The following is a 19,578-nucleotide window of genomic DNA, read 5'->3' on the forward strand; positions in this document are numbered from 1 at the left end:
TTATAATCAATATTATTTCCACATAGTGAAAGCATGTGGCTTATAATTCAAAACAAAGAATATTATGACTAAGACATTAAATTCCAGAATACCAGAAGGACCAGTGGCTGAGAAATGGACCAATTATAAGGCTCATCAGCGCTTGGTTAACCCAAAAAATAAATTAAAACTGGACGTTATCGTTGTTGGTACAGGTCTTGCAGGTGCAAGTGCTGCCGCATCTCTTGGTGAGATGGGTTTCAACGTTCTCAATTTCTGCATCCAGGATTCTCCACGCCGTGCTCACTCTATCGCAGCTCAGGGTGGTATCAATGCAGCTAAAAACTATCAGAACGACGGTGACTCTATTTATCGCCTTTTCTATGATACAGTAAAGGGTGGTGACTACCGTGCTCGTGAATCAAACGTATATCGTCTTGCTGAAGTTTCAAATGATATTATCGACCAGTGTGTTGCTCAGGGCGTTCCTTTCGCACGTGAATATGGTGGTATGCTTGCTAACCGTTCTTTCGGTGGCGCACAGGTAAGCCGTACATTCTATGCAAAGGGTCAGACAGGTCAGCAGCTTCTTCTTGGGGCTTATTCATCTTTGAGTCTTCAGATTCAGGCTGGTAAGGTTAAGCTCTACACTCGTTATGAGATGGAAGACGTTGTTATCGTTGACGAGCATGCTCGTGGTATTATTGCCAAGAACCTCGTTTCTGGCGAACTAGAGCGTTTCACAGCAAATGCTGTTGTAATTGCTACTGGTGGTTATGGTAATACATATTTCCTTTCAACAAACGCTATGGGCTGCAACTGTACAGCTGCCGTTCAGTGCTATCGTAAGGGTGCTTATTTCGCTAACCCTTCTTATGTTCAGATTCACCCTACATGTATTCCTGTACATGGTGACAAGCAGTCTAAGCTTACTCTTATGTCTGAGTCTTTGCGTAATGATGGTCGTATCTGGGTTCCTAAGAATCTTGACGATGCAAAGAAATTGCAGTCTGGTGAGATGAAGGGCTCTGATATTCCTGAGGAAGCACGTGACTACTATTTGGAGCGTCGTTACCCAGCATTCGGTAACCTTGTCCCTCGTGACGTCGCATCTCGTGCTGCTAAGGAGCGTTGTGATAACGGACATGGTGTAAACAATACAGGTCTTGCTGTTTACCTTGACTTCTCTGAGTCAATCAACCGTCTTGGTATAGATGCTATTCTTCAGCGTTATGGTAACCTCTTTGATATGTATGAAGAGATTACAGATGTTAATCCTGGTGAAGTAGCAAATGAAATTGATGGTGTTAAGTATTATAATCCAATGATGATATTCCCTGCTATCCACTACACAATGGGTGGTATCTGGGTTGACTACGAACTGATGACTACAGTTTCAGGTCTATTCTCAATTGGTGAGTGTAACTTCTCTGACCACGGAGCCAACCGTCTTGGTGCTTCTGCTCTTATGCAGGGTCTTGCAGATGGTTACTTCGTATTGCCATATACAATTCAGAATTATCTTGCTGATCAGGCATTATGGCCACACCTTGATACAAATCGTGCTGAGTTTGACGAGGCCGAGAATGGTGTTAAGGCAGAACTTGATCGCCTTATGAATATTAAGGGTAAGCGTTCTGTTGATTCTATCCATAAGGAACTTGGTCATATTATGTGGGAACACGTTGGTATGGGCAGAACTAAGGAAGGTCTTGAAGAAGGTTTGAAGCAGATGGCTTCTCTTCGTGAAGAATTCAATACTAACTTGTTTATTCCTGGTTCTAAGGAAGGTCTTAATATCGAACTAGACAAGGCTATTCATCTTCGTGATTTTATCCTTATGGGTGAACTTGTAGCTTATGATGCTTTGCATCGTGAGGAAAGCTGTGGTGGTCATTTCCGTGAGGAGCATCAGACAGAAGAAGGCGAAGCAAAGCGCGACGATGAGAACTTCTTCTATGTTGGTTGCTGGGAATATAAGGGCGACGACGCAAAGGCTCCTGAGCTTATCAAGGAACCACTTGAGTATGAGGCAATTAAGGTACAAACACGTAACTATAAGAATTAATAATCATGGCAAAAAATATTTCTTTCACAATAAAGTATTGGAAACAGAATGGTCCTAAGGAACAAGGTCATTTCGATACACACGAGATGAAGAATATTCCTGAAGATACTTCATTCCTTGAGATGCTTGACATCCTTAACGAGGAACTTATTGAGGCAGGTCAGGAACCATTCGTATTCGATCACGACTGCCGCGAGGGTATCTGTGGTATGTGCTCTCTTTACATCAACGGAACACCACACGGAAAGACTGAGCGTGGAGCTACAACATGTCAGCTTTATATGCGTCGTTTCAACGAAGGTGATGTTATCACAGTAGAGCCTTGGCGTTCAGCAGGTTTCCCAGTTATTAAGGACTGTATGGTAGATCGTTCTGCATTCGATAAGATTATTCAGGCTGGTGGTTACACAACTATCCGTACAGGACAGGCTCAGGATGCCAACGCAATCCTTATTCCTAAGGAGAACGCTGACGAGGCTATGGACTGCGCAACTTGTATTGGTTGTGGTGCATGTGTTGCTGCTTGTAAAAATGGCTCTGCGATGCTTTTCGTTAGCTCTAAGGTTAGTCAGTTGGCTCTTCTGCCACAAGGACGCCCTGAGGCTGCAAAACGCGCTAAGGCGATGGTTGCTAAGATGGATGAACTTGGCTTTGGTAACTGTACAAACACTCGTGCATGCGAGGCCGTATGTCCAAAGAGCGAGTCTATCGCTAACATCGCGCGCCTTAACCGTGAGTTCATCGTGGCTAAGCTTGCAGATTAAGATAAATTTTGATTATATTTTTAAAGCCCTGCGTCAATTTATTGATCGCAGGGCTTTTTTATTTCAGATATCAGAGAGTTATAAGATATTCATGATTCTCTGTTACTCAAAAAAAGCTCTGGAACTTATTATAATTATTGCTGTCCGGTAAAACTTTTGTTTAAATTTAGTTGTTGCTAAAAGTACTCTAAAACGAGTATATTTGTGCTTTTCCAAGGCTTTTATGTCTAATATATGGTAATATAAAGCAATTTACTCTTGTTTACTATTCAAAAGAAAAAGTAAGCCCCTTAGTTTGGAAAGCGCTTGAACTCCCTATAAATAAAGGACTTTAAGACTTTCAATTTGTTTTTACCGGACAGCAATATATTATAATAAGTTCCAGAGCTTCTATTTTGAAAGTCGGGATGACCGGACTCGAACCGGCGACCTCGCGCCCCCCAGACGTGTACGCTACCAACTGCGCTACATCCCGATTGCATTATTCCAATGCGTTGCAAATTTAATAATAATAATCGAAATCACCAAATTAATAGCTGTAATAGCATGCGATGTGGGAGTGGGGCTTACATTGATTTCATAATGCCTTCTATATCTGATATATTCTCGGCAGCGAGAATGTAATCGGTCCATTTACCACGAATCATTCCACGATCCTGCATGTCGTTGAGTAGTGCGATAAGAGAATCATAAAATCCCTTCATGTTGTAGAGTATCACTGTTTTCTTATGGTATCCTATTGTGTGGCTAGCAGCTACAGTGAATATCTCGTCAAGAGTTCCAATACCTCCGGGAAGTGCAATTACTACGTCGCTTTTGGCGAGCATCAGTTCCTTTCGGTCGCTAAGATTGTCACATGCAATGTTCACGTCAATCGAGTCGCTTACCTTGCCGCCCTTTTCAATTATCTGCGGAATCACTCCAATTGTCATTCCTCCAGCGTTGTGAACGCTTTTCCCAATACATTCCATAAGTCCGCAGTTACATCCTCCGAAAACGATGGAATGATTGTTTTTTGCTATCCATGCTCCTAACTCTTCTGTCATTTTAAAGAAATCTTTGTCTATATTATCGTTGGCAGAGCAAAAGATTGATATTTTCATATTCTATTTATTTTTATTACGGCATTCTGATTATGCCAAGTGTTGATGTTTATTCGTTAAGATGCTTCTTTACTACCGCTGGGTTGCCAGCTGCCATACAATCATCAGGAATGTCGTTTATTACAACGCTTCCTGCGGCGATTATACAACGTTTCCCTATTCTTACCCCAGGACATACAATAACGCCGCCTCCGAGCCACGTATCGTCGTCAATCGCTATCGGGAAAGATGTCTCACAAGTTCCCCTGCGCTCTTTGTAGTTTATTGGATGCTGTGGAGTTAGTAATTGACATGATGGCCCAATTTTCACATCATTGCCAATTGTGACATAAGCACCGTCAAGAATTACGCAATTGTAATTAAGAAACGAGTGCTCACCAATTCTTATTCCAGAACCATGGTCGCAATGAAAAGGAGGACAAATTCCAGATGATTTCGGAAAATTAGGAATGAGTTTCTCAATTACATCTCTATATTCAGGTGATGAAAGTGTGAGAGTTTGTAGGCGTGTACACAAATCTTTGGCATGTCTTAAACTCATGTTTATCTCTTTATCCAAGAAATTATAAAGTTCCTCGGAACGCATCTTTTCAAATTCTGTTTTCATTATATGTTGCGAATAAATACGAAGTCTATTTAGTTAGTGATTTAGCTGTGACATTCAAGAACTTATTCAATTGCGAGTAAGGTATCGTTAATTGTGGAGTCCCGGCTGCATAAGGAGCTATCTCATATTGTCCGTAGACTAATTTAATTCCATCTCTAGTAAACAAGGGAGGGCATTTTGGGAGCGGAATAATATACATATTGTCAAGCATTAAACAACTTTTCAGTTCGTCATCATTCTTGACATCAAAATATTTTCTCAGTCCAGTCTTTATTATATTCTGAAAGTCATCGTCATACGAGTTGTTTAATACTTCCCATCCGATTCGTCTTCCGTCGCTTTTGCGGAATGTCTGTCCTGTCACAATTGTTGAGCCATGAGCGCCTCCTTGATATTCATAACATGAATATTCAAAAGTGACGAACTTCGCAGTCTCAGCAGTCTTTTGTGAATTGCAAATGTATTCGTATTTCCATTCACGGTCATTGTTGGTAGTATCCTTCTTTAGTTCGACATAATCAGCCGAGTCATTACTGAAAGTAGATTTAATATAATGCTTTGCAATAGGCATAGTCTCGTTGTATCCTCCTTCGTATGTTCCGCCCATTGTTTCGCTCAACCATTCATTTATAGTGCTAGTCAAAGCTTCTGTTTTGCTTGTTGGGCAATCTGCCTTTATTGAAAAGTTGCCAACTTCATTGCTTATAGTAACGCTGTCGGTCTTAACTCTAATATCATAAGGAATAGTTTCGCTGTGCGTGCAGGCATTCAAAGCAAATAGTGCCAAACCTCCGATAACAATTGTCTGTAATGTTTTTCTCATAAATCTTTATAGTTTACGAATAATGAAGTGTAAAAATACTCAATTATATTAATATTCTAATTAGTTAGCTGACATTTTTATATAAAATTAAAGGGCTTTGATTCAGATATCCTTACTCAAGAAGTGAAAATAAAATAAATAAATATGGTTTTATGGTGTTGTTACAAAATAAAAGAGTACCTTTGCACCCGATTTTAAATCACAACTTATTGTTTGTGATACATTTATTCATTTAGCGGAAGGTCTTCACGCCCAAGTATATGGCTGGGAGGGCGATTGTCCTTCCAATATAAATTTTTTATTTTTTGAAGACATTTGAAGAGTTAGGCGTAAGCGAAGAGATTCGCCGTGCCATTGAGGAATTGGGTTTTGAACATCCAATGCCAGTTCAGGAAGAAGTAATCCCTTATTTATTAGGAAGTAAAAACGACGTAATCGCACTTGCACAGACCGGTACGGGTAAAACTGCGGCTTATGGTTTGCCAATGTTGCAAAAGATTGACCCTAAAAACAATGCCACTCAGGCTATTGTTCTTAGTCCAACACGTGAACTTTGTGTTCAGATTGCAGACGATCTTAACGGTTTTGGTAAGTATATCGACGGACTTCATGTAGTAGCAGTATATGGAGGTGCAGATATTCGCTCGCAAATTCGCACTATCAAGCATGGTGTGCAGATTATCGTTGCTACCCCTGGACGTCTTGTAGATTTGATTAACCGTGGTGTTACCGAGTTGGGCCAAGTCAACAATATTGTTCTTGACGAGGCTGATGAGATGCTAAAAATGGGTTTTTCAGATAGTATAAACACTATTTTTGAGCAGTTGCCAGAAGATAAGAATACCCTTCTTTTCTCTGCGACAATGAGCAAGGAAGTTGAAAGAGTCGGAAAAAGCTATTTGCATGAATACAAGGAAATTGTTGTAGGTAGCCGTAATGAAGGTGCTGAACATGTAGATCATATCTATTATCTTGTTCATTCTAAAGACAAGTATCTTGCCTTGAAGCGTATTGTGGACTTTCATCCACGTATCTTTGCTATTATTTTCTGTCGTACTAAGATAGAAACTCAGGAAGTAGCCGATAAATTGATTAAGGACGGATATAATGCCGAGGCTTTACATGGAGACCTTAGTCAGCAACAACGCGACCTTACTATGCAAAAGTTCCGTCAGCATACAGTTCAGTTGCTTATCGCAACAGACGTAGCTGCTCGTGGTCTTGATGTTGATGACCTTACTCATGTTATTAACTATGGTTTGCCTGATGATACAGAAAGCTATACTCATCGTAGTGGACGTACAGGACGTGCTGGAAAAAAAGGTACATCAATAAGTATTATCCATATTAAAGAGAAGTGGAAAGTTCGTCAAATAGAGAAACAAATTGGTAAGGAGTTTATTGATAGTGAATTGCCAAAGCCTGAAGAAATCTGCACAAAACAGCTTTATAAGGTAATGGATGAAATAATGAAGACCGATGTTGATGAAGATCAGATCGCTCCATACCTTGATGAGATTACGCGTCAGTTTGAATGTGTTGACAAGGAAGATATTATCAAGAAGATGGTTACAATCACCTTTGGTCGCTTCCTTGAATATTATAAGAATGCACGTGAAATAGAGAAGCCTACCGGAGCACGCAAAGGTGACCGTGATGGTGATCGTGGTGACAGAGGCTCAAGAGGAAGAAGTGTAAGTGGTGTTCGCCGTAAGCATGATACTGAGGCTGGATTCAGTCGCTTGTTTGTCAACCTTGGAAAGAACGATGGTTTCTATCCAGGTGAGATCATGCAATATCTGAATAAAAATATCCACGGACGTCAGGAAGTTGGACATATTGATATCATGCAGAATTTTGCTTATATTGAGGTTCCTGAAGGCGATGCACAGAAAGTCATGAATGCTCTAAACGGTACAAGTTATAAGGGACGTGAAGTTCGTTGTAATGATGCTGCCGAAGAGGGACACGGACGTTCTTCTCGTGGTGGTGAGCGTAGTAGCCGTGGCGGTGATCGTGGCGGATATCGCAATGACCGTGGAGGTCGTGATAGTCGTGGAGGCAGACGTGATGGAGGCAGACCTGGACCTGAAAGACGTTCAGATAAGCCACAAGATAAGCCTGAGGACTGGAGAAGTCTTATGAAAGGCGGTGATCTGAAGGGTACAGAACCAGACTTTAGCGAGGAAGGTTGGGCACGCAGAAAGCCAAGAAAGAAATAATAAAAATTATTGATATTGAAACGGGGTTGCAGATTAGTCTGCAACCCCGTTTTTGTTATTATTACTTAAATTAATTACATTTTATATTCATTTATATTCGCTTAGGTTGTACATTTGTATGTAAATAGCGATAATAATAAAAAACAGTTACATGAATAAATTATTTTTAGGTATTGCAATGTTGCTTTCAGCACAGGCTACATTCGCAGACAACGGTAACTTTACCGTTAAGGGTGAACTGAAGAACTTTGGCGATACTATAATTGCCTTTGTTCCTGTTAACAAGGATTATGTGCGAGATACAATCCTTGTAAAGAACAATAAGTTTGAGGCAAAGCTTAATGTCGCTGAACCATCAAATATATATCTTATGTCTCCTGGTACTATGCGCCGAACTGAGAGCAAACGTGTCGTCATCCCCGCTGTTCCTGGTGAAATGGCAGTTCTTACAGGTGACCTTGCTACAAGATATGATATCAGCGGTAGTCAGTTTTATAAGCAGTATGGCGAGTTCGACCGCATTTTAGAGACTGCAAGCAAACCGATGACTGATTTTGAAGCAAGTCTTGACAAGCGTGTTGCAGCAGGTGAAGATCGTGGCAAGATAATGGAGGAATACGAGGCAAAAGCTCCTGAGTTTCAGAAGGCTATCACTTCGGCTATACTTTCTTTCATAAAGAACCATGCTGATTGGGAAGCTAGTGCTGTTGCCGTTACCAATCTTGATGCGGATACAATTAATTCTGGTGTCGCTCTGTTGGCAGAGAGCGTAAAGAATGGTAGACTGAAACCTTTCTATCAGACAGTTTTAGACAATTATAAGGTTAAAGCTGAACGTGAGGCTAAAGCAAAGGCTGCACAGGCTTCTGGTGTTCTAGCACCTGACTTTACATTGAATGATATAAATGGTAAGCCGTTGACTCTTTCAAGTTTGCGTGGAAAGTATGTTCTCGTTGATTTCTGGGGCTCATGGTGCATCTGGTGTATTAAGGGTATGCCTCAGATGAAGGAATATTATAGCAAATATGCTGGTAAGTTCGAGATTCTTGGTGTAGACTGCAATGATACAGAAGCCAAATGGAAAGAGGCTGTACAGAAGCATGAATTACCTTGGCTGCATGTATATTGCCCAAAGGGTAGTAATGCTCTTGACGGTTATGCAATACAGGGCTTCCCTACAAAGATTCTTATAGGTCCTGACGGAAAGATTGTTAAGACTATAGTTGGTGAGGATCCAGCTTTCTATAAGTTCCTTGATGATACATTCTCAAAATAAAATAAACTGATAACGCCACGGAAACTTCCGTGGCGTTATCAGTTTTAAATTTTCTACAGTCTATCCTTTATACTGTTATAGTTATCAATTTTGTTTTTATTTGTTTTTGACTTTGTAGAAAAATTATATGCGATTCTACACCATATTTGACGTGTCTGATTCTTAATATATACATTGTATTCTAGTGTTGGAACGCGATTAGTAGCTTTTGTTTTACTACCGTTAAATAAGTCATCAGTACCAAGTTGTATTGTCAATGCATCCTTTAAAAAAGAGTGCTCTATTGACAAATCCATAGTCGTACTACCTTTACAATATAAGTTTCCGCTTATAAATGGTGAATTGTAGGACGCACCAATGGAAAGTATTCCAAAATGATTCCAGATCATTCTGTTATTAAAGCTCATTTCACCGCCAAATAGTTTTGTTTTATAATAACTTTGTGGGATGCGTGTATAATTTCCTGATAGGTATAAATTTGTTTGCCACCACTTGAAAATTGAACCGCTGTATGAGTAATTGAGCATCAGGGATGATGTTATACCATAGTTGATATTTGTGTGGTAAGTGATCCCATTATCAACTTCAAAATACTCGGTAATAGTATTCGGTGTATGATTATATATCAATGATAGCGTATGTCTTGCATGAGAAACGGTAAAGTTTAGCATGTCTGTTACTTCTGCTTTCAAATTAGGATTTCCTTTGTCATACAATACATCTGATATGCGATTAACATATCCATTCATCAAAAAGAATTGCGGTCTGTTAATTGATTTTGTGTAATAAAAAGAATACTCATAACTGTGGGCTGTATTGTATGAAGCGAAAATATAAGGAATAAAATTTGTATAGTTTATACTAATATTATTGTTGTCATCTACATGACCATTAATGTTTGTCTTCTCAAGACGAAAGTTTAATTTTAAAAACAAATTCCCTATATTCTTGGAACCTCCTATATATCCACCATAGATATTTTCTCTATATTTCCATCCTGCAGTAGTTCTGCTAGCATCAATATTGTTATCTACAGAATAAAAACTATTCCTTTTGCTGATTAGAAGTTTTACTCCTGATAAGAAACTCCATTGTCCAAGAAAGTTCTTTCGTAAATCAATATTTGATGTGATATTATGCGATTGTGCAGATGTTACATCTGTTTCATTTACATCTTTCTCTGAATAATTCAGATAGTTTGTTTCTAATCGATTATCAGTTTTCTGATTTTTATTATTATAGTTTAATAATACTTTTAGCAAACTCTTCTGATTATCAAAGTTCCAATTATACGACCCTACGATATTATAAAAATCAGAATGACTATAATAATGCGATAGTTCTTCTCCATTAAAAAACTTATTGTTTTCTAGTGTATATGTCACGTCATTTTTTCCATAATGTGTAGTTGGCAGACTACTTATCCCATTTAACTCTAGTCCAAAAGTATGTTTTGGAGTAACATTAAAAATAGCTCCAATACGATACACGTGCTGTTTCTTGAAGCTTAGATAACTTCCTTTTTCTGCGTGCTTAGTGCCGTTATATAAATAATTATTTTCTGTTTCACCATATTGTGAAGCTCTTGCTTTAGTGTATGAGTAACTGCCATATATGTTCCATTTCTCTGTACCAAAAAACATATTTGCAGACGGTGTAATATTGTAATATCCTGACTGTGGTGTACTTGAATATAAATCCATATTACCAGTAAAACCATGTCTGTTTTTCTTGGTTATAATATTTATGATACCACCTTGAATGCTTGCATCATTTTCACCACCATGATTTTGAGACAACTCTATTTTTGATATTTCAGAAGCTTTAAGACTTGTCATGAAAGTACTTTGTTCTTCATCAGACAATTGTCTGCCATTAACGAAAACTGTTGCTTTCTTCCCTGCCATTTTGATGTCGCCATTTGAATTTATTATTACTCCAGGTGCAAACTTCAATACATCTTTGGACGTTAGGTTCTCAATTTTTGGCATCTGATTAATATCAAAGATTGTTTTGTCTTCCTCATGCTTAATGATTGGACGGTATCCTTTGACAACGATACCTTTGATTACTTGCATATCTTCTGTCATGACTATCTTGCCAATATCCCCGACATCGAATGGCCTTAAAATCGTCTTATATCCTATGCATGACACCTTGACCAAGACATGCTTTGCACTGCATGGAATGACAAACTTGCCTGCCAGATTGCTGACTCCACCATTGATGAATGTTGAGTCTCTGGCAGACAGCAATGATATGTTGGCGTAAACTATGGGCTGCCCTCTCTTGTCGACAACCTCTCCTATCAGTTTCGTGCTTTCTTTCTGTACACACTCTACAAAGATGTTATCTCCATCGACCGTCATCCTTATGGGATAAAAGCCTATCACGTCTCTTATGGCATCGGGAATAGTTTTCTTGTCAATGCTCGTAGTAACGGTAAAGTCTTCAAGTTCGTTATAGATAAAGTTGATCCTGTACTTACTGGTATTCGCTTCTATAATCTTGAGGGCCTTAGACATGGAGACGTCTCTGAAATCATGTGTGATTCTCTGTGCACTGACTGAGATAGCAACAAAAGCTGCAATCAGAAATAATATATATCTTTTCATTTTACTGTCTGTCAATGTAATGTTCATATTCTCAAAATGGTTCAATGACTCTACGATGATTTCTGTATCAGTTGTCTTATCCCTATAAAAGTGCAGACGCAGATGCTTGGTACTGATACAGTGCTATCGTCAATTAATAATCTTTCACGCCTATAATCTCTTTTTCTCTTCATTACCTGCTCCTGTACCCTTATACTTACTACCCGCATTATTGAAGCGATATGATATGGTTAGACGTATGCCACGGTAATTCGGAGTTACATACTTTTGGAAGTTAAAACATGAACTGTAGTGATTGAAGTCGTCTTCTTTGTTGGTATTGAATAAGTCTGTAACTTGCAGACGGGTCATGAGCCGAGTATTAAGTAACAACTTGGTTATACCCAAATCGAATTCAGAATATTTACTTCTACGATCAAAACGATCGTCGTAAGATGTGCTGTATTCATAATTGCACTCTACGATCCAGTTATGCTTGAATACGAAACGGTTGTTGATAGAAAGATCCCATTGAGGTCTCTGTAAAGTCAAGTCAATGCCATATTGACGGGTATCAAGAAACTGCTTGTAAAAATCCATCTCGATTACCGGATGCCAAAGACCAAAGACGGGGGATGCGGTGGCTGAGAAATTCAAGTTCTGACGGTGGTCTATGTTAGTATATTTTGCAAGGATAATATCAGAATTGTTGTAAATGGAAGAGGTGTACATTATTTGATCTTTATCATAAGTGTAGTCGGCTGAGAGAGTTAGCCAACTATACTGTAGATTCCACTCTATATTATAGATTTTCATAGGGCGGAGTAGTGGATTTCCACCCTCATAGGTGTATCTGTCATCATATCTGATGAAACCGGAGAGTTGATTATAATCAGGGCGTTCTGTCTTCTCTGTGAAATGAAGGCTTGTATTCCATCCTTTGTTTGAATATGCTATACTAAGATTAGGGAAAAAATTATCATACTTACGGCTTGCATCGTCTTGAAAAACGTTATATGAGTAATAATTTGACTTTACGTGCTCGTATCTCAAACCTCCATTAAACTTATAATTACCGCATTGGATATCTAAGCCGACAAACGCCGCGATATTACGTTCTGTTATGCTATCGTCTGACGATGTGATGAAGTTCTGTTGGTTAACGTAAGCTGATCTACTATTGGTGTTGGTATACTCTGTACCTGCATTTAGGCTTACTTTATTGCCTAGTGGATAGGTGACAACTAACTTAGCTGCTGCCATCCTGTTATGACTTGGGGCATCTGCATTGATGGTTCTGTTATCAAACTCATTGCTCTGTTCGGTGGCATTTTGAATGGTGACGCTCTTTTTCCAATAGAGTGTACCATTAAAGTCTAAGTGCAGGCGGCCTATAATACCCGAATAATATGCATTGACTTCATGGTTGGGGCCATCAGACGATGCGCTCTCATCATCGTAATATTTCACAGCACCTGTATATGTGCCATTGGTGTATACTGTATAATTCTGACGACCAAACCCTTTAGAGGATGGCAGTGTCTTGCTTACAGAATATTTTAAACCCAGGGAGTTGTTATCATCTAACTGATAATTGAAGCCCCAATTGCCTGTAAAGATGTTCCTGCGGATACGCATATTGGTAGTCTGGGTCATATCCACTCTATTCTTGGCGAAGTATTTCTGGCTGATCACTACTTGGTCGTTCCACCATCCTCTGCTAATGGCATTGAATGTTCCGAAAATATCAAGTCCGTTGTGTCTCCAGTTGAGAGAAATAAGTTGATTTATCGAGTTCTTTCTGGCAAAATTCGCCGAAGCGAGCAGATTGCCACTAAGGCCGTTGCCCTGTTGACGGGTGGTTTTGATCCTTATCACAGAACGTGCCTCTGCATCGTATTGCGCACCGGGACTGGTTATGACATCCACACTCTTCACTTCTTGTGAGGTGATGCGCTTTAAATCAGAATTGTCTGTAACCTTCTTGCCATTGATATATATGAGGGGAGTGCCCTTGCCAAAAACAGTATACTCGTCATTATTCTCGTGGATACGTGGTATCTCTTTGAGCACATCACGGGCATCTCCCACATTGGCGAGGAGTGTGCCACTAACCTGAGTGGTATATCCTTCTGAGATAAGGCGGGTTGACGGCCTAGAGCCTTTAACAATCACGCCTTTGATTACTTGCATATCTTCTGTCATGACTATCTTGCCAATATCCCCGACATCGAATGGCCTCAAAATGGTCTTATAGCCTATGCAGGATATTTTGACCAAGACATGCTTTGCACCGCATGGGATGACAAATTGCCCTGCCAGATTGCTTACTCCACCATTGATGAATGTTGAGTCTCTGGCAGACAGCAAAGATATATTGGCGTAAACTATGGGTTGACCTCTCTTGTCGACAACCTCTCCTATCAGTTTCGTGCTTTCTTTCTGTACACACTCTACAAAGATGTTATCTCCATCGACCGTCATCCTTATGGGATAAAAACCTATCACGTCTCTTATGGCATCGGGCACAGTCTTATTATCAATGCTCGTAGTAACGGTAAAGTCTTCAAGTTCATTATAGATAAAGTTGATCTTGTACTTACTTGTATTCGCCTCTATAATCTTGAGGGCTTTAGACATGGATACATCTCTAAAATCATGTGTGATTCTCTGAGCACTGACTGAGATAGTAACGAAAGATGCAATCAGAAATAATATATATCTTTTCATTTTACATCTATTTTACTGTCTGTCAATGTCATGTTCACATTTTCAAAATGGTTCAACGACTCTACGATGGTTTCTGCATCCTTGGTCTTATCCCAGTAAAAGTGCAGACGCAGATGTCTTGACTTGTCTGAATGATAAATCACCTTTAGTTTGTAATATGAGGATATGTCATCAAGTATGGTTTGTAACTCTACGTTATCAAATAACTGTTCTTTTTGTGTGGTGGTGGTATCGGTAGTTTCTGCATTGATGCTCTTGGCAGGCTTGTCTGCCATCACTTGCTCAATCTGTGCTTTCCGGACAGATTGTTTATTAGAGGAACTCCGATTAATGACTATTGCTGCATAGGTTATACCCGATACCAATAGTATGCCAATCAATATGGCTGCTATCTTGCTCAATGAGAAATGGTGGCTATGCTTTGTCTCAAACTCTTGCAGTGCTTTGTCTACATCTACATCATGGCTCTTAGTATAGGCATCGTCTGTCTTAATAATAAGATCATAATACTCGCGGGTTTCTTTGTCTGCAAGGATTTCCTGCATCTCCTCTTCAGAATAATGCTCGGGATGCTCTGTCATATCAAGCAACCGTTCTATTTTTTCATTCGTTTCCATATTCATCCGTTTATTTGAAATTGGCTTTTAACGTTTTAAGAGCTTGTGAAAGATGTTTATATACAGCCACCTGACTTATGTTAAGTTCGTCGGATATCTCTCTATACTTCATCTTACGCTCATATTTCATAATAAGTACTTGCCTGTCTCTGGGCGTTAAAAGGGTATCTACCATCTCTCTGAGTCTCTGCATATCGGGTGTGTCATTATTAATGGCAATGGATGGCAGGGAAGACTCAAGGGTGAGCAAACGGTACACACGCTCTTTGGTACGCTTGTGATTAAGCAAGTCGAGACAGCGATTGCGTACGCACATCAGAAGATAGTTTTGCGGCTTATCTACATAGGGATTGATCGTTCCATCCCAAATGCTTGTGAATATGTCACTCACAATGTCTTTAGATTCCTCTTCGTCTTTGATTATAAGCATGGATAGTCTCAACATCTGCTTATAGTTATTTCTGAAAAGCTCTTCAAAATCTTTTTTCTTTTGCATACTTATTTTGCTGTTGTCATGTATATAACGAATGAGTTTTGATTTTCCTAACCATGAAAATAAAAAAGTTTGAATGAATGTCTAAAATATTACAGTATTCCAAATTGACTCCTAAACAAATCATTTATATGATAATCGTGAACAGAATGCATAAAAACGAAATAGTAACAGTAATAATAAAGGCTACCTAGGGGGTAGCCTTTATGGTTCTTAATACTGTGATATATTATTAAGTTTATCCATATTCTTATTTTCCAGTTTCTGCTGCAACATAGTCTTTAAGGCATTTATATCTGAAAGATGTGTATTCGGACAGAAATTGTCTGAATGCATGTAGCGCAATACGCTCTCATAAAATGCTTTGCCTTCAGGATATTCTAGTGTCTTTTCCAAATTACTCATACAGATAAGAAGTTTGCCTTTGCCAATCTGAAATTCAAATATCAGTCCAAGTTTGTGATTTCGTTCTATATTGTCTATCACCTGTACGATCGGCTTGTATTCTTTCCCCATATTGTCCAGTATTGCTGGATGAGACTCTTTGATAATAGGGAACCATTGCCAGTTTGTGTGCATTTCAGTTGGGAAATAATTAAATATAGGATGTTCTGGGTTGGTTAGTATTCCAAGTGTGCCTGGAGAAACGGCCTTTTTGTTGTTCTCGCAAATCGTTTTAAACATACGATAGTTCCAGTAATCAGTCATGAAAAGTCCACCTACCTGATATTTCACAAATTCTGTAGAATCAGGCATAAACAAAACCTTAGCTCCGTTTAATAATTTTCGTCCAATTTCATCGGTCATCTTATTTGTGATGATGAGCCCTTTCTTTAATTGTTCAGTTTGGTTCTCATTAGGATACACCCATATTTGGTAAGTATTATATCCAATTCCTTTTTGTGCCATGCCCGTATCATCAAGAAATCCCAGTTCCATCGTAAGACATATAGGCTCTTTAAATCGTGAAAGATCGATGTCAATATTTCCAATAGAATCCAATCCCTCTTTTATAAATCCTCCTAATACGATGAAATCTTTAGATTTGTTACCTTGTTTGATCTGGCAATAAACTTGTGTGTTGTTGAAATGTGTGCCCGAATAATTCGCGACTTTTATATTTGCCTTCAGATGTTCGCTGTTGTTGAAACAATATTTGTCAGATATAAGAAGCGGGACAACCGGACTGCACCATTGTCTCCACTGTTCCTTTGAAACGATTCCCTTGCTGTCCATAAACGCATCCATGATACCAACGTATGCACTTCCTTGACCAGGGTAGTCCTGAATGTCGAGCAACTGAAATCCTGCCATATTCTTTGTACGCAGGTCCATTTCTATATCAGCTTTATAAAGTAATGCGCTCCACATTCCACTAGCTTTATGAAAGTCTTCTGCTTGATCAAGCATACCCGCATTTTCAAGTCTTTTGCAAAATACTTCCATATTATATGGATATAACACCCCTGTGTACTTCTTTATTTCGTTGAAGTCGGGATAAGTCTGAAACTGACCAGTCTCGTGACTGATCACTGGAACGGTAGCCTTGTCGCAAGCCTCGTCAAAGTTTAACGATGAATTCGGATAAAAATGGTTTATCATTCCGCCTTCGTAAGCATCGGCATACGAAAACGAGCCACGTGTATGAGTGTTGTATTTTCCCCAACCTTCACCGCCGATTCTGCAAGTAGTGAAATAATCCATTCCTGTTTTTATTCCTTGATATCCCAGATAGTAATTGCTGCCGAACGTATAAAGAATGTGCGGGGCTATTTTTCTGAAGTCATCGGTGAACTCTTTCATTTTTTCAATGCTTCCCCATAATTCGTTGCCTAAAGCCAGCATCACGAAAGAAGGATGATGAGAGTATTCTCTAAGGATATTCACGCCTTCTTTATGTAAAAAAGTCATCAAAGTTGTATCTGAAGCGTTGAAATCGCCCCAAAAAGGCAGTTCTGGCTGCAGATACATTCCTATTGAGTCGGCCACGGCAAATGCAGCCTCAGGAGGACACCATGAATGAAACCTTATATGATTGATGCCATATTGTGCCAATTTGCCCATATATTTTGCCCATGACGGCTTATCCATCGCTACGTGCCCAGTTATAGGCCAGACGCATGCATCGTGCTTCCCACGCAAAAAAATCACGTGACTGTTGGCAAAGAAATGATGTTGGTCTGCATGGAAATCCTTAAAACAGTCTTTAATCTCTCCGTTACATGAATTTGTAGTGTTCTCTTTTGCATTTTCTGCTTCGATATATATCTGCCCAATAATTCCATTCCAGTTAGTTTGTGTATCTTCTGCATAGGCATGACTGTTTCCGTAAATCTGTTGAGGCACACCGCTTGCGTTGTCCACGATTATCGCAATGTGGTGTAGTCCAGGTTTCTTTATTGGGAGTGTGTATCTCTGAGGTGTTGATATATCGTTGCTTGAACCAATATACACGTTGTCCAAATACACCTGTGTAGGTTTTGTACGTTCAAGGAATAATGTTGGTCGTGAGTTCTTCCATGTTTTCGGAATCACAGCATCGTGTTCGTATTTTGCTTTTCCACGATATTCAAACAATCTTGTCAGGTGAGTAGTCTCTTCCTTTGAAGATGGTTGGTAACCTAAATGGTTCGTGTCTGTCGTTCCTGGAAGTATAATTTCTTTAGTTGTTATACTATTATTCTCAATCTGCTTTCCGTCTTTATCAGAAAGCAAACTGCATTTCCATTCGCCTGCTAAGTCTATCCTTTGTGCTTTTACAGAAGGGCTCAAAGCAATGAAAAACATAATTGCAAAATAACTTCTTGTTCTCATTTGTTTTTTATGGTTGATGTTGAGTGCAAAGATATAAATAATATTTTAAAACGGTAGTCAAATATCATCCTCATGCTATTTTGTACTAAGGTTAATCAAAGTTAACCTGCAAAATTTCAGCTTCGATTATTTCACAATTCCTACTTTTTGGTAACTATCTTACTTTTTAGTACCTACTTGTGAAAAGTATTTCTAATTAGTATATTTGCACCATAACAAACACATATTATTAACAACTTAAAGTATAACGAAAATGAAGAATGTAGTTTTAATCGGTGCAACAGGTTTCGTAGGAACAGCACTCTTAAATGAATTGTTAAGTCGTGGACATAAGGTAACAGCTATTTCGCGTAATGCTAGCAAAGTAACTATAAAGAATGAGAACTTGAATGTAGTGGAGATCGATTCCACCGATCCTGCAGAATTGGCAAAGGTAGCAGAAGGTAAGGATGCGATAGTTTCTGCTTACAATCCTGGTTGGGCAAACCCTCATATCTATGAAGATACCTTAAAGTATTATCCAAAGATTCTAGAGGGCGCAAAGAAATCAGGTGTACCTCGTTTGTTAATCGTTGGTGGTGCAGGTACCTTGTTTGTAAAACCAGGTCTTCGCCTCATGGATACAGGTTCTTTACCAGAGGCTTGGCTTCCTGGTGTGAAATCTCTTGGTGAGTTCTATCTCAACACTTTGATGAATGAGAATGATATAGATTGGGTATTCCTGTCTCCAGCAGCAAATCTCGGTAATCTTAAACCAGGTGTTCGCACGGGTAAGTTTAGAGTAGGTAAGGATGACCTTTTGGTAGACGAGAAAGGCGATAGCTTCATCTCTGTTGAAGATTACGCTGTTGCAATGATTGATGAACTAGAAACACCGAAGCATCACAAAGAACGTTTCACAGTTGCTTACTAATAGCAAGTCATAAACACAAATTCATTAAGCTGTTACCACATTATTGAAGTTTTCTTTAGCCCATTTTATGAGTCCATCAAGACTTGGCATGAGGCTTTTACCAATATCGGTAAGTGAGTATTCCACACGAGGAGGAACTTCAGGGTATAGTTTACGATTTACAAGATTATTGCTCTCCAGATTTTTCAATGTCTGCGAGAGCATTTTTTGTGAACAGTCTGTCATGTTTCTACGAAGTTCATTGAAGCGCATCACTCCATTTTCTGCTACAAATAAATGATATAGCACGAGCAAAGACCATTTATCACCGAATTTGGCTAAAACGTTACGTATTGGACAAGTGAGATATTCAGGATTTACTATTTTCTCTTTCTTTTGCATAGTATTCTTTTTTTGTTATTATTGCAAAAGTAACAATTTCCTACATAGTTACTATTAGTTACTAGGTTAATCTTAGTTAACGAATAAAGTTAGATTATTTAATATGCTCGATACGCTATCATGTTTTTTTATATGTCATTAATTTAATAATGATATGAAAGTTCTAGTGAAATAATTTCCTATTATGGGTTTTC

The 19,578-nt window shown here is 39.0% G+C and carries 14 protein-coding genes and 1 tRNA gene; 5 read left to right on the forward strand and 10 right to left on the reverse strand.

Annotated features, from left to right (window positions below; genetic code table 11):
* The first annotated feature begins 64 nt into the window (after window positions 1-64).
* On the forward strand, window positions 65-2,047 hold the full coding sequence (locus HEQ28_RS10475) for a fumarate reductase/succinate dehydrogenase flavoprotein subunit (protein WP_434502191.1): 1,983 nt from the start codon (window positions 65-67) through the stop codon (window positions 2,045-2,047).
* Between the two features lie 5 nt (window positions 2,048-2,052).
* Window positions 2,053-2,811 (forward strand): succinate dehydrogenase/fumarate reductase iron-sulfur subunit, encoded by a 759-nt coding sequence (locus tag HEQ28_RS10480; protein WP_207155399.1) that lies wholly within the window; start codon window positions 2,053-2,055, stop codon window positions 2,809-2,811.
* A gap of 402 nt (window positions 2,812-3,213) precedes the next feature.
* Here the strand turns inward: HEQ28_RS10480 and HEQ28_RS10485 are convergent.
* From HEQ28_RS10485 to HEQ28_RS10500, 4 genes are all read right to left on the reverse strand, one after another.
* Window positions 3,214-3,286, reverse strand: a tRNA-Pro gene (locus HEQ28_RS10485).
* Window positions 3,287-3,377: 91 nt separating this feature from the next.
* Window positions 3,378-3,914, reverse strand: a complete 537-nt coding sequence (locus HEQ28_RS10490; RefSeq protein WP_434502194.1) for an LOG family protein — start codon at window positions 3,912-3,914, stop codon at window positions 3,378-3,380.
* 49 nt (window positions 3,915-3,963) lie between these two features.
* The gene (locus HEQ28_RS10495; RefSeq protein ID WP_434502196.1) at window positions 3,964-4,521 is read right to left on the reverse strand and encodes a sugar O-acetyltransferase; all 558 of its coding nucleotides are present in this window, start codon (window positions 4,519-4,521) and stop codon (window positions 3,964-3,966) included.
* A 25-nt stretch (window positions 4,522-4,546) separates the two neighbouring features.
* Window positions 4,547-5,344: a DUF3298 and DUF4163 domain-containing protein gene (locus tag HEQ28_RS10500; protein ID WP_434502198.1), complete on the reverse strand. Its 798-nt coding sequence runs from the start codon at window positions 5,342-5,344 to the stop codon at window positions 4,547-4,549.
* Window positions 5,345-5,649: 305 nt separating this feature from the next.
* Here HEQ28_RS10500 and HEQ28_RS10505 point away from each other — a divergent pair, with 305 nt between their 5' ends.
* A complete protein-coding gene (locus tag HEQ28_RS10505) occupies window positions 5,650-7,566 on the forward strand; it encodes a DEAD/DEAH box helicase (RefSeq protein ID WP_434502200.1) in 1,917 nt (638 codons plus the stop codon).
* 151 nt (window positions 7,567-7,717) lie between these two features.
* Window positions 7,718-8,842, forward strand: coding sequence for a thioredoxin-like domain-containing protein (locus HEQ28_RS10510; RefSeq protein WP_434502202.1), 1,125 nt, complete (start codon window positions 7,718-7,720; stop codon window positions 8,840-8,842).
* A gap of 53 nt (window positions 8,843-8,895) precedes the next feature.
* Here the strand turns inward: HEQ28_RS10510 and HEQ28_RS10515 are convergent, their stop codons facing one another.
* From HEQ28_RS10515 to HEQ28_RS10535, 5 genes are all read right to left on the reverse strand, one after another.
* Window positions 8,896-11,457 (reverse strand): outer membrane beta-barrel protein, encoded by a 2,562-nt coding sequence (locus HEQ28_RS10515; RefSeq protein WP_434502204.1) that lies wholly within the window; start codon window positions 11,455-11,457, stop codon window positions 8,896-8,898.
* 150 nt (window positions 11,458-11,607) lie between these two features.
* Entirely contained in the window at window positions 11,608-14,166 is a 2,559-nt protein-coding gene (locus tag HEQ28_RS10520; RefSeq protein ID WP_434502205.1) for a TonB-dependent receptor domain-containing protein, read from the reverse strand.
* Window positions 14,163-14,783, reverse strand: coding sequence for a FecR domain-containing protein (locus HEQ28_RS10525; protein WP_434502207.1), 621 nt, complete (start codon window positions 14,781-14,783; stop codon window positions 14,163-14,165). The genes HEQ28_RS10520 and HEQ28_RS10525 overlap by 4 nt, the downstream gene beginning before the upstream one ends.
* A 10-nt stretch (window positions 14,784-14,793) precedes the next feature.
* Window positions 14,794-15,279: a sigma-70 family RNA polymerase sigma factor gene (locus tag HEQ28_RS10530; RefSeq protein WP_434502209.1), complete on the reverse strand. Its 486-nt coding sequence runs from the start codon at window positions 15,277-15,279 to the stop codon at window positions 14,794-14,796.
* 210 nt (window positions 15,280-15,489) lie between these two features.
* The gene (locus HEQ28_RS10535; RefSeq protein ID WP_434502211.1) at window positions 15,490-18,090 is read right to left on the reverse strand and encodes a beta-glycosidase; all 2,601 of its coding nucleotides are present in this window, start codon (window positions 18,088-18,090) and stop codon (window positions 15,490-15,492) included.
* Window positions 18,091-18,343: 253 nt separating this feature from the next.
* On the opposite strand from HEQ28_RS10535, the gene HEQ28_RS10540 reads away from it, so the two are divergent.
* A complete protein-coding gene (locus tag HEQ28_RS10540) occupies window positions 18,344-19,003 on the forward strand; it encodes an NAD(P)-dependent oxidoreductase (protein ID WP_434502213.1) in 660 nt (219 codons plus the stop codon).
* Window positions 19,004-19,027: 24 nt separating this feature from the next.
* Here the strand turns inward: HEQ28_RS10540 and HEQ28_RS10545 are convergent, their stop codons facing one another.
* The gene (locus HEQ28_RS10545; RefSeq protein ID WP_434502215.1) at window positions 19,028-19,384 is read right to left on the reverse strand and encodes a winged helix-turn-helix transcriptional regulator; all 357 of its coding nucleotides are present in this window, start codon (window positions 19,382-19,384) and stop codon (window positions 19,028-19,030) included.
* Window positions 19,385-19,578 lie beyond the last annotated feature (194 nt).

This window comes from Prevotella sp. (assembly GCF_051059605.1).
GTDB lineage: Bacteria > Bacteroidota > Bacteroidia > Bacteroidales > Bacteroidaceae > Prevotella.

Bases quoted from the DNA above. Each gene is read 5' to 3' on its own strand.
- HEQ28_RS10520 (WP_434502205.1), bottom strand. From the start codon at position 14,166: ATGAAAAGATATATATTATTTCTGATTGCATCTTTCGTTACTATCTCA.
- HEQ28_RS10500 (WP_434502198.1), bottom strand. From the start codon at position 5,344: ATGAGAAAAACATTACAGACAATTGTTATCGGAGGTTTGGCACTATTT.
- HEQ28_RS10490 (WP_434502194.1), bottom strand. From the start codon at position 3,914: ATGAAAATATCAATCTTTTGCTCTGCCAACGATAATATAGACAAAGAT.
- HEQ28_RS10545 (WP_434502215.1), bottom strand. From the start codon at position 19,384: ATGCAAAAGAAAGAGAAAATAGTAAATCCTGAATATCTCACTTGTCCA.
- HEQ28_RS10535 (WP_434502211.1), bottom strand. From the start codon at position 18,090: ATGAGAACAAGAAGTTATTTTGCAATTATGTTTTTCATTGCTTTGAGC.
- HEQ28_RS10510 (WP_434502202.1), top strand. From the start codon at position 7,718: ATGAATAAATTATTTTTAGGTATTGCAATGTTGCTTTCAGCACAGGCT.
- HEQ28_RS10515 (WP_434502204.1), bottom strand. From the start codon at position 11,457: ATGAAAAGATATATATTATTTCTGATTGCAGCTTTTGTTGCTATCTCA.
- HEQ28_RS10540 (WP_434502213.1), top strand. From the start codon at position 18,344: ATGAAGAATGTAGTTTTAATCGGTGCAACAGGTTTCGTAGGAACAGCA.
- HEQ28_RS10475 (WP_434502191.1), top strand. From the start codon at position 65: ATGACTAAGACATTAAATTCCAGAATACCAGAAGGACCAGTGGCTGAG.
- HEQ28_RS10525 (WP_434502207.1), bottom strand. From the start codon at position 14,783: ATGGAAACGAATGAAAAAATAGAACGGTTGCTTGATATGACAGAGCAT.
- HEQ28_RS10495 (WP_434502196.1), bottom strand. From the start codon at position 4,521: ATGAAAACAGAATTTGAAAAGATGCGTTCCGAGGAACTTTATAATTTC.
- HEQ28_RS10530 (WP_434502209.1), bottom strand. From the start codon at position 15,279: ATGCAAAAGAAAAAAGATTTTGAAGAGCTTTTCAGAAATAACTATAAG.
- HEQ28_RS10480 (WP_207155399.1), top strand. From the start codon at position 2,053: ATGGCAAAAAATATTTCTTTCACAATAAAGTATTGGAAACAGAATGGT.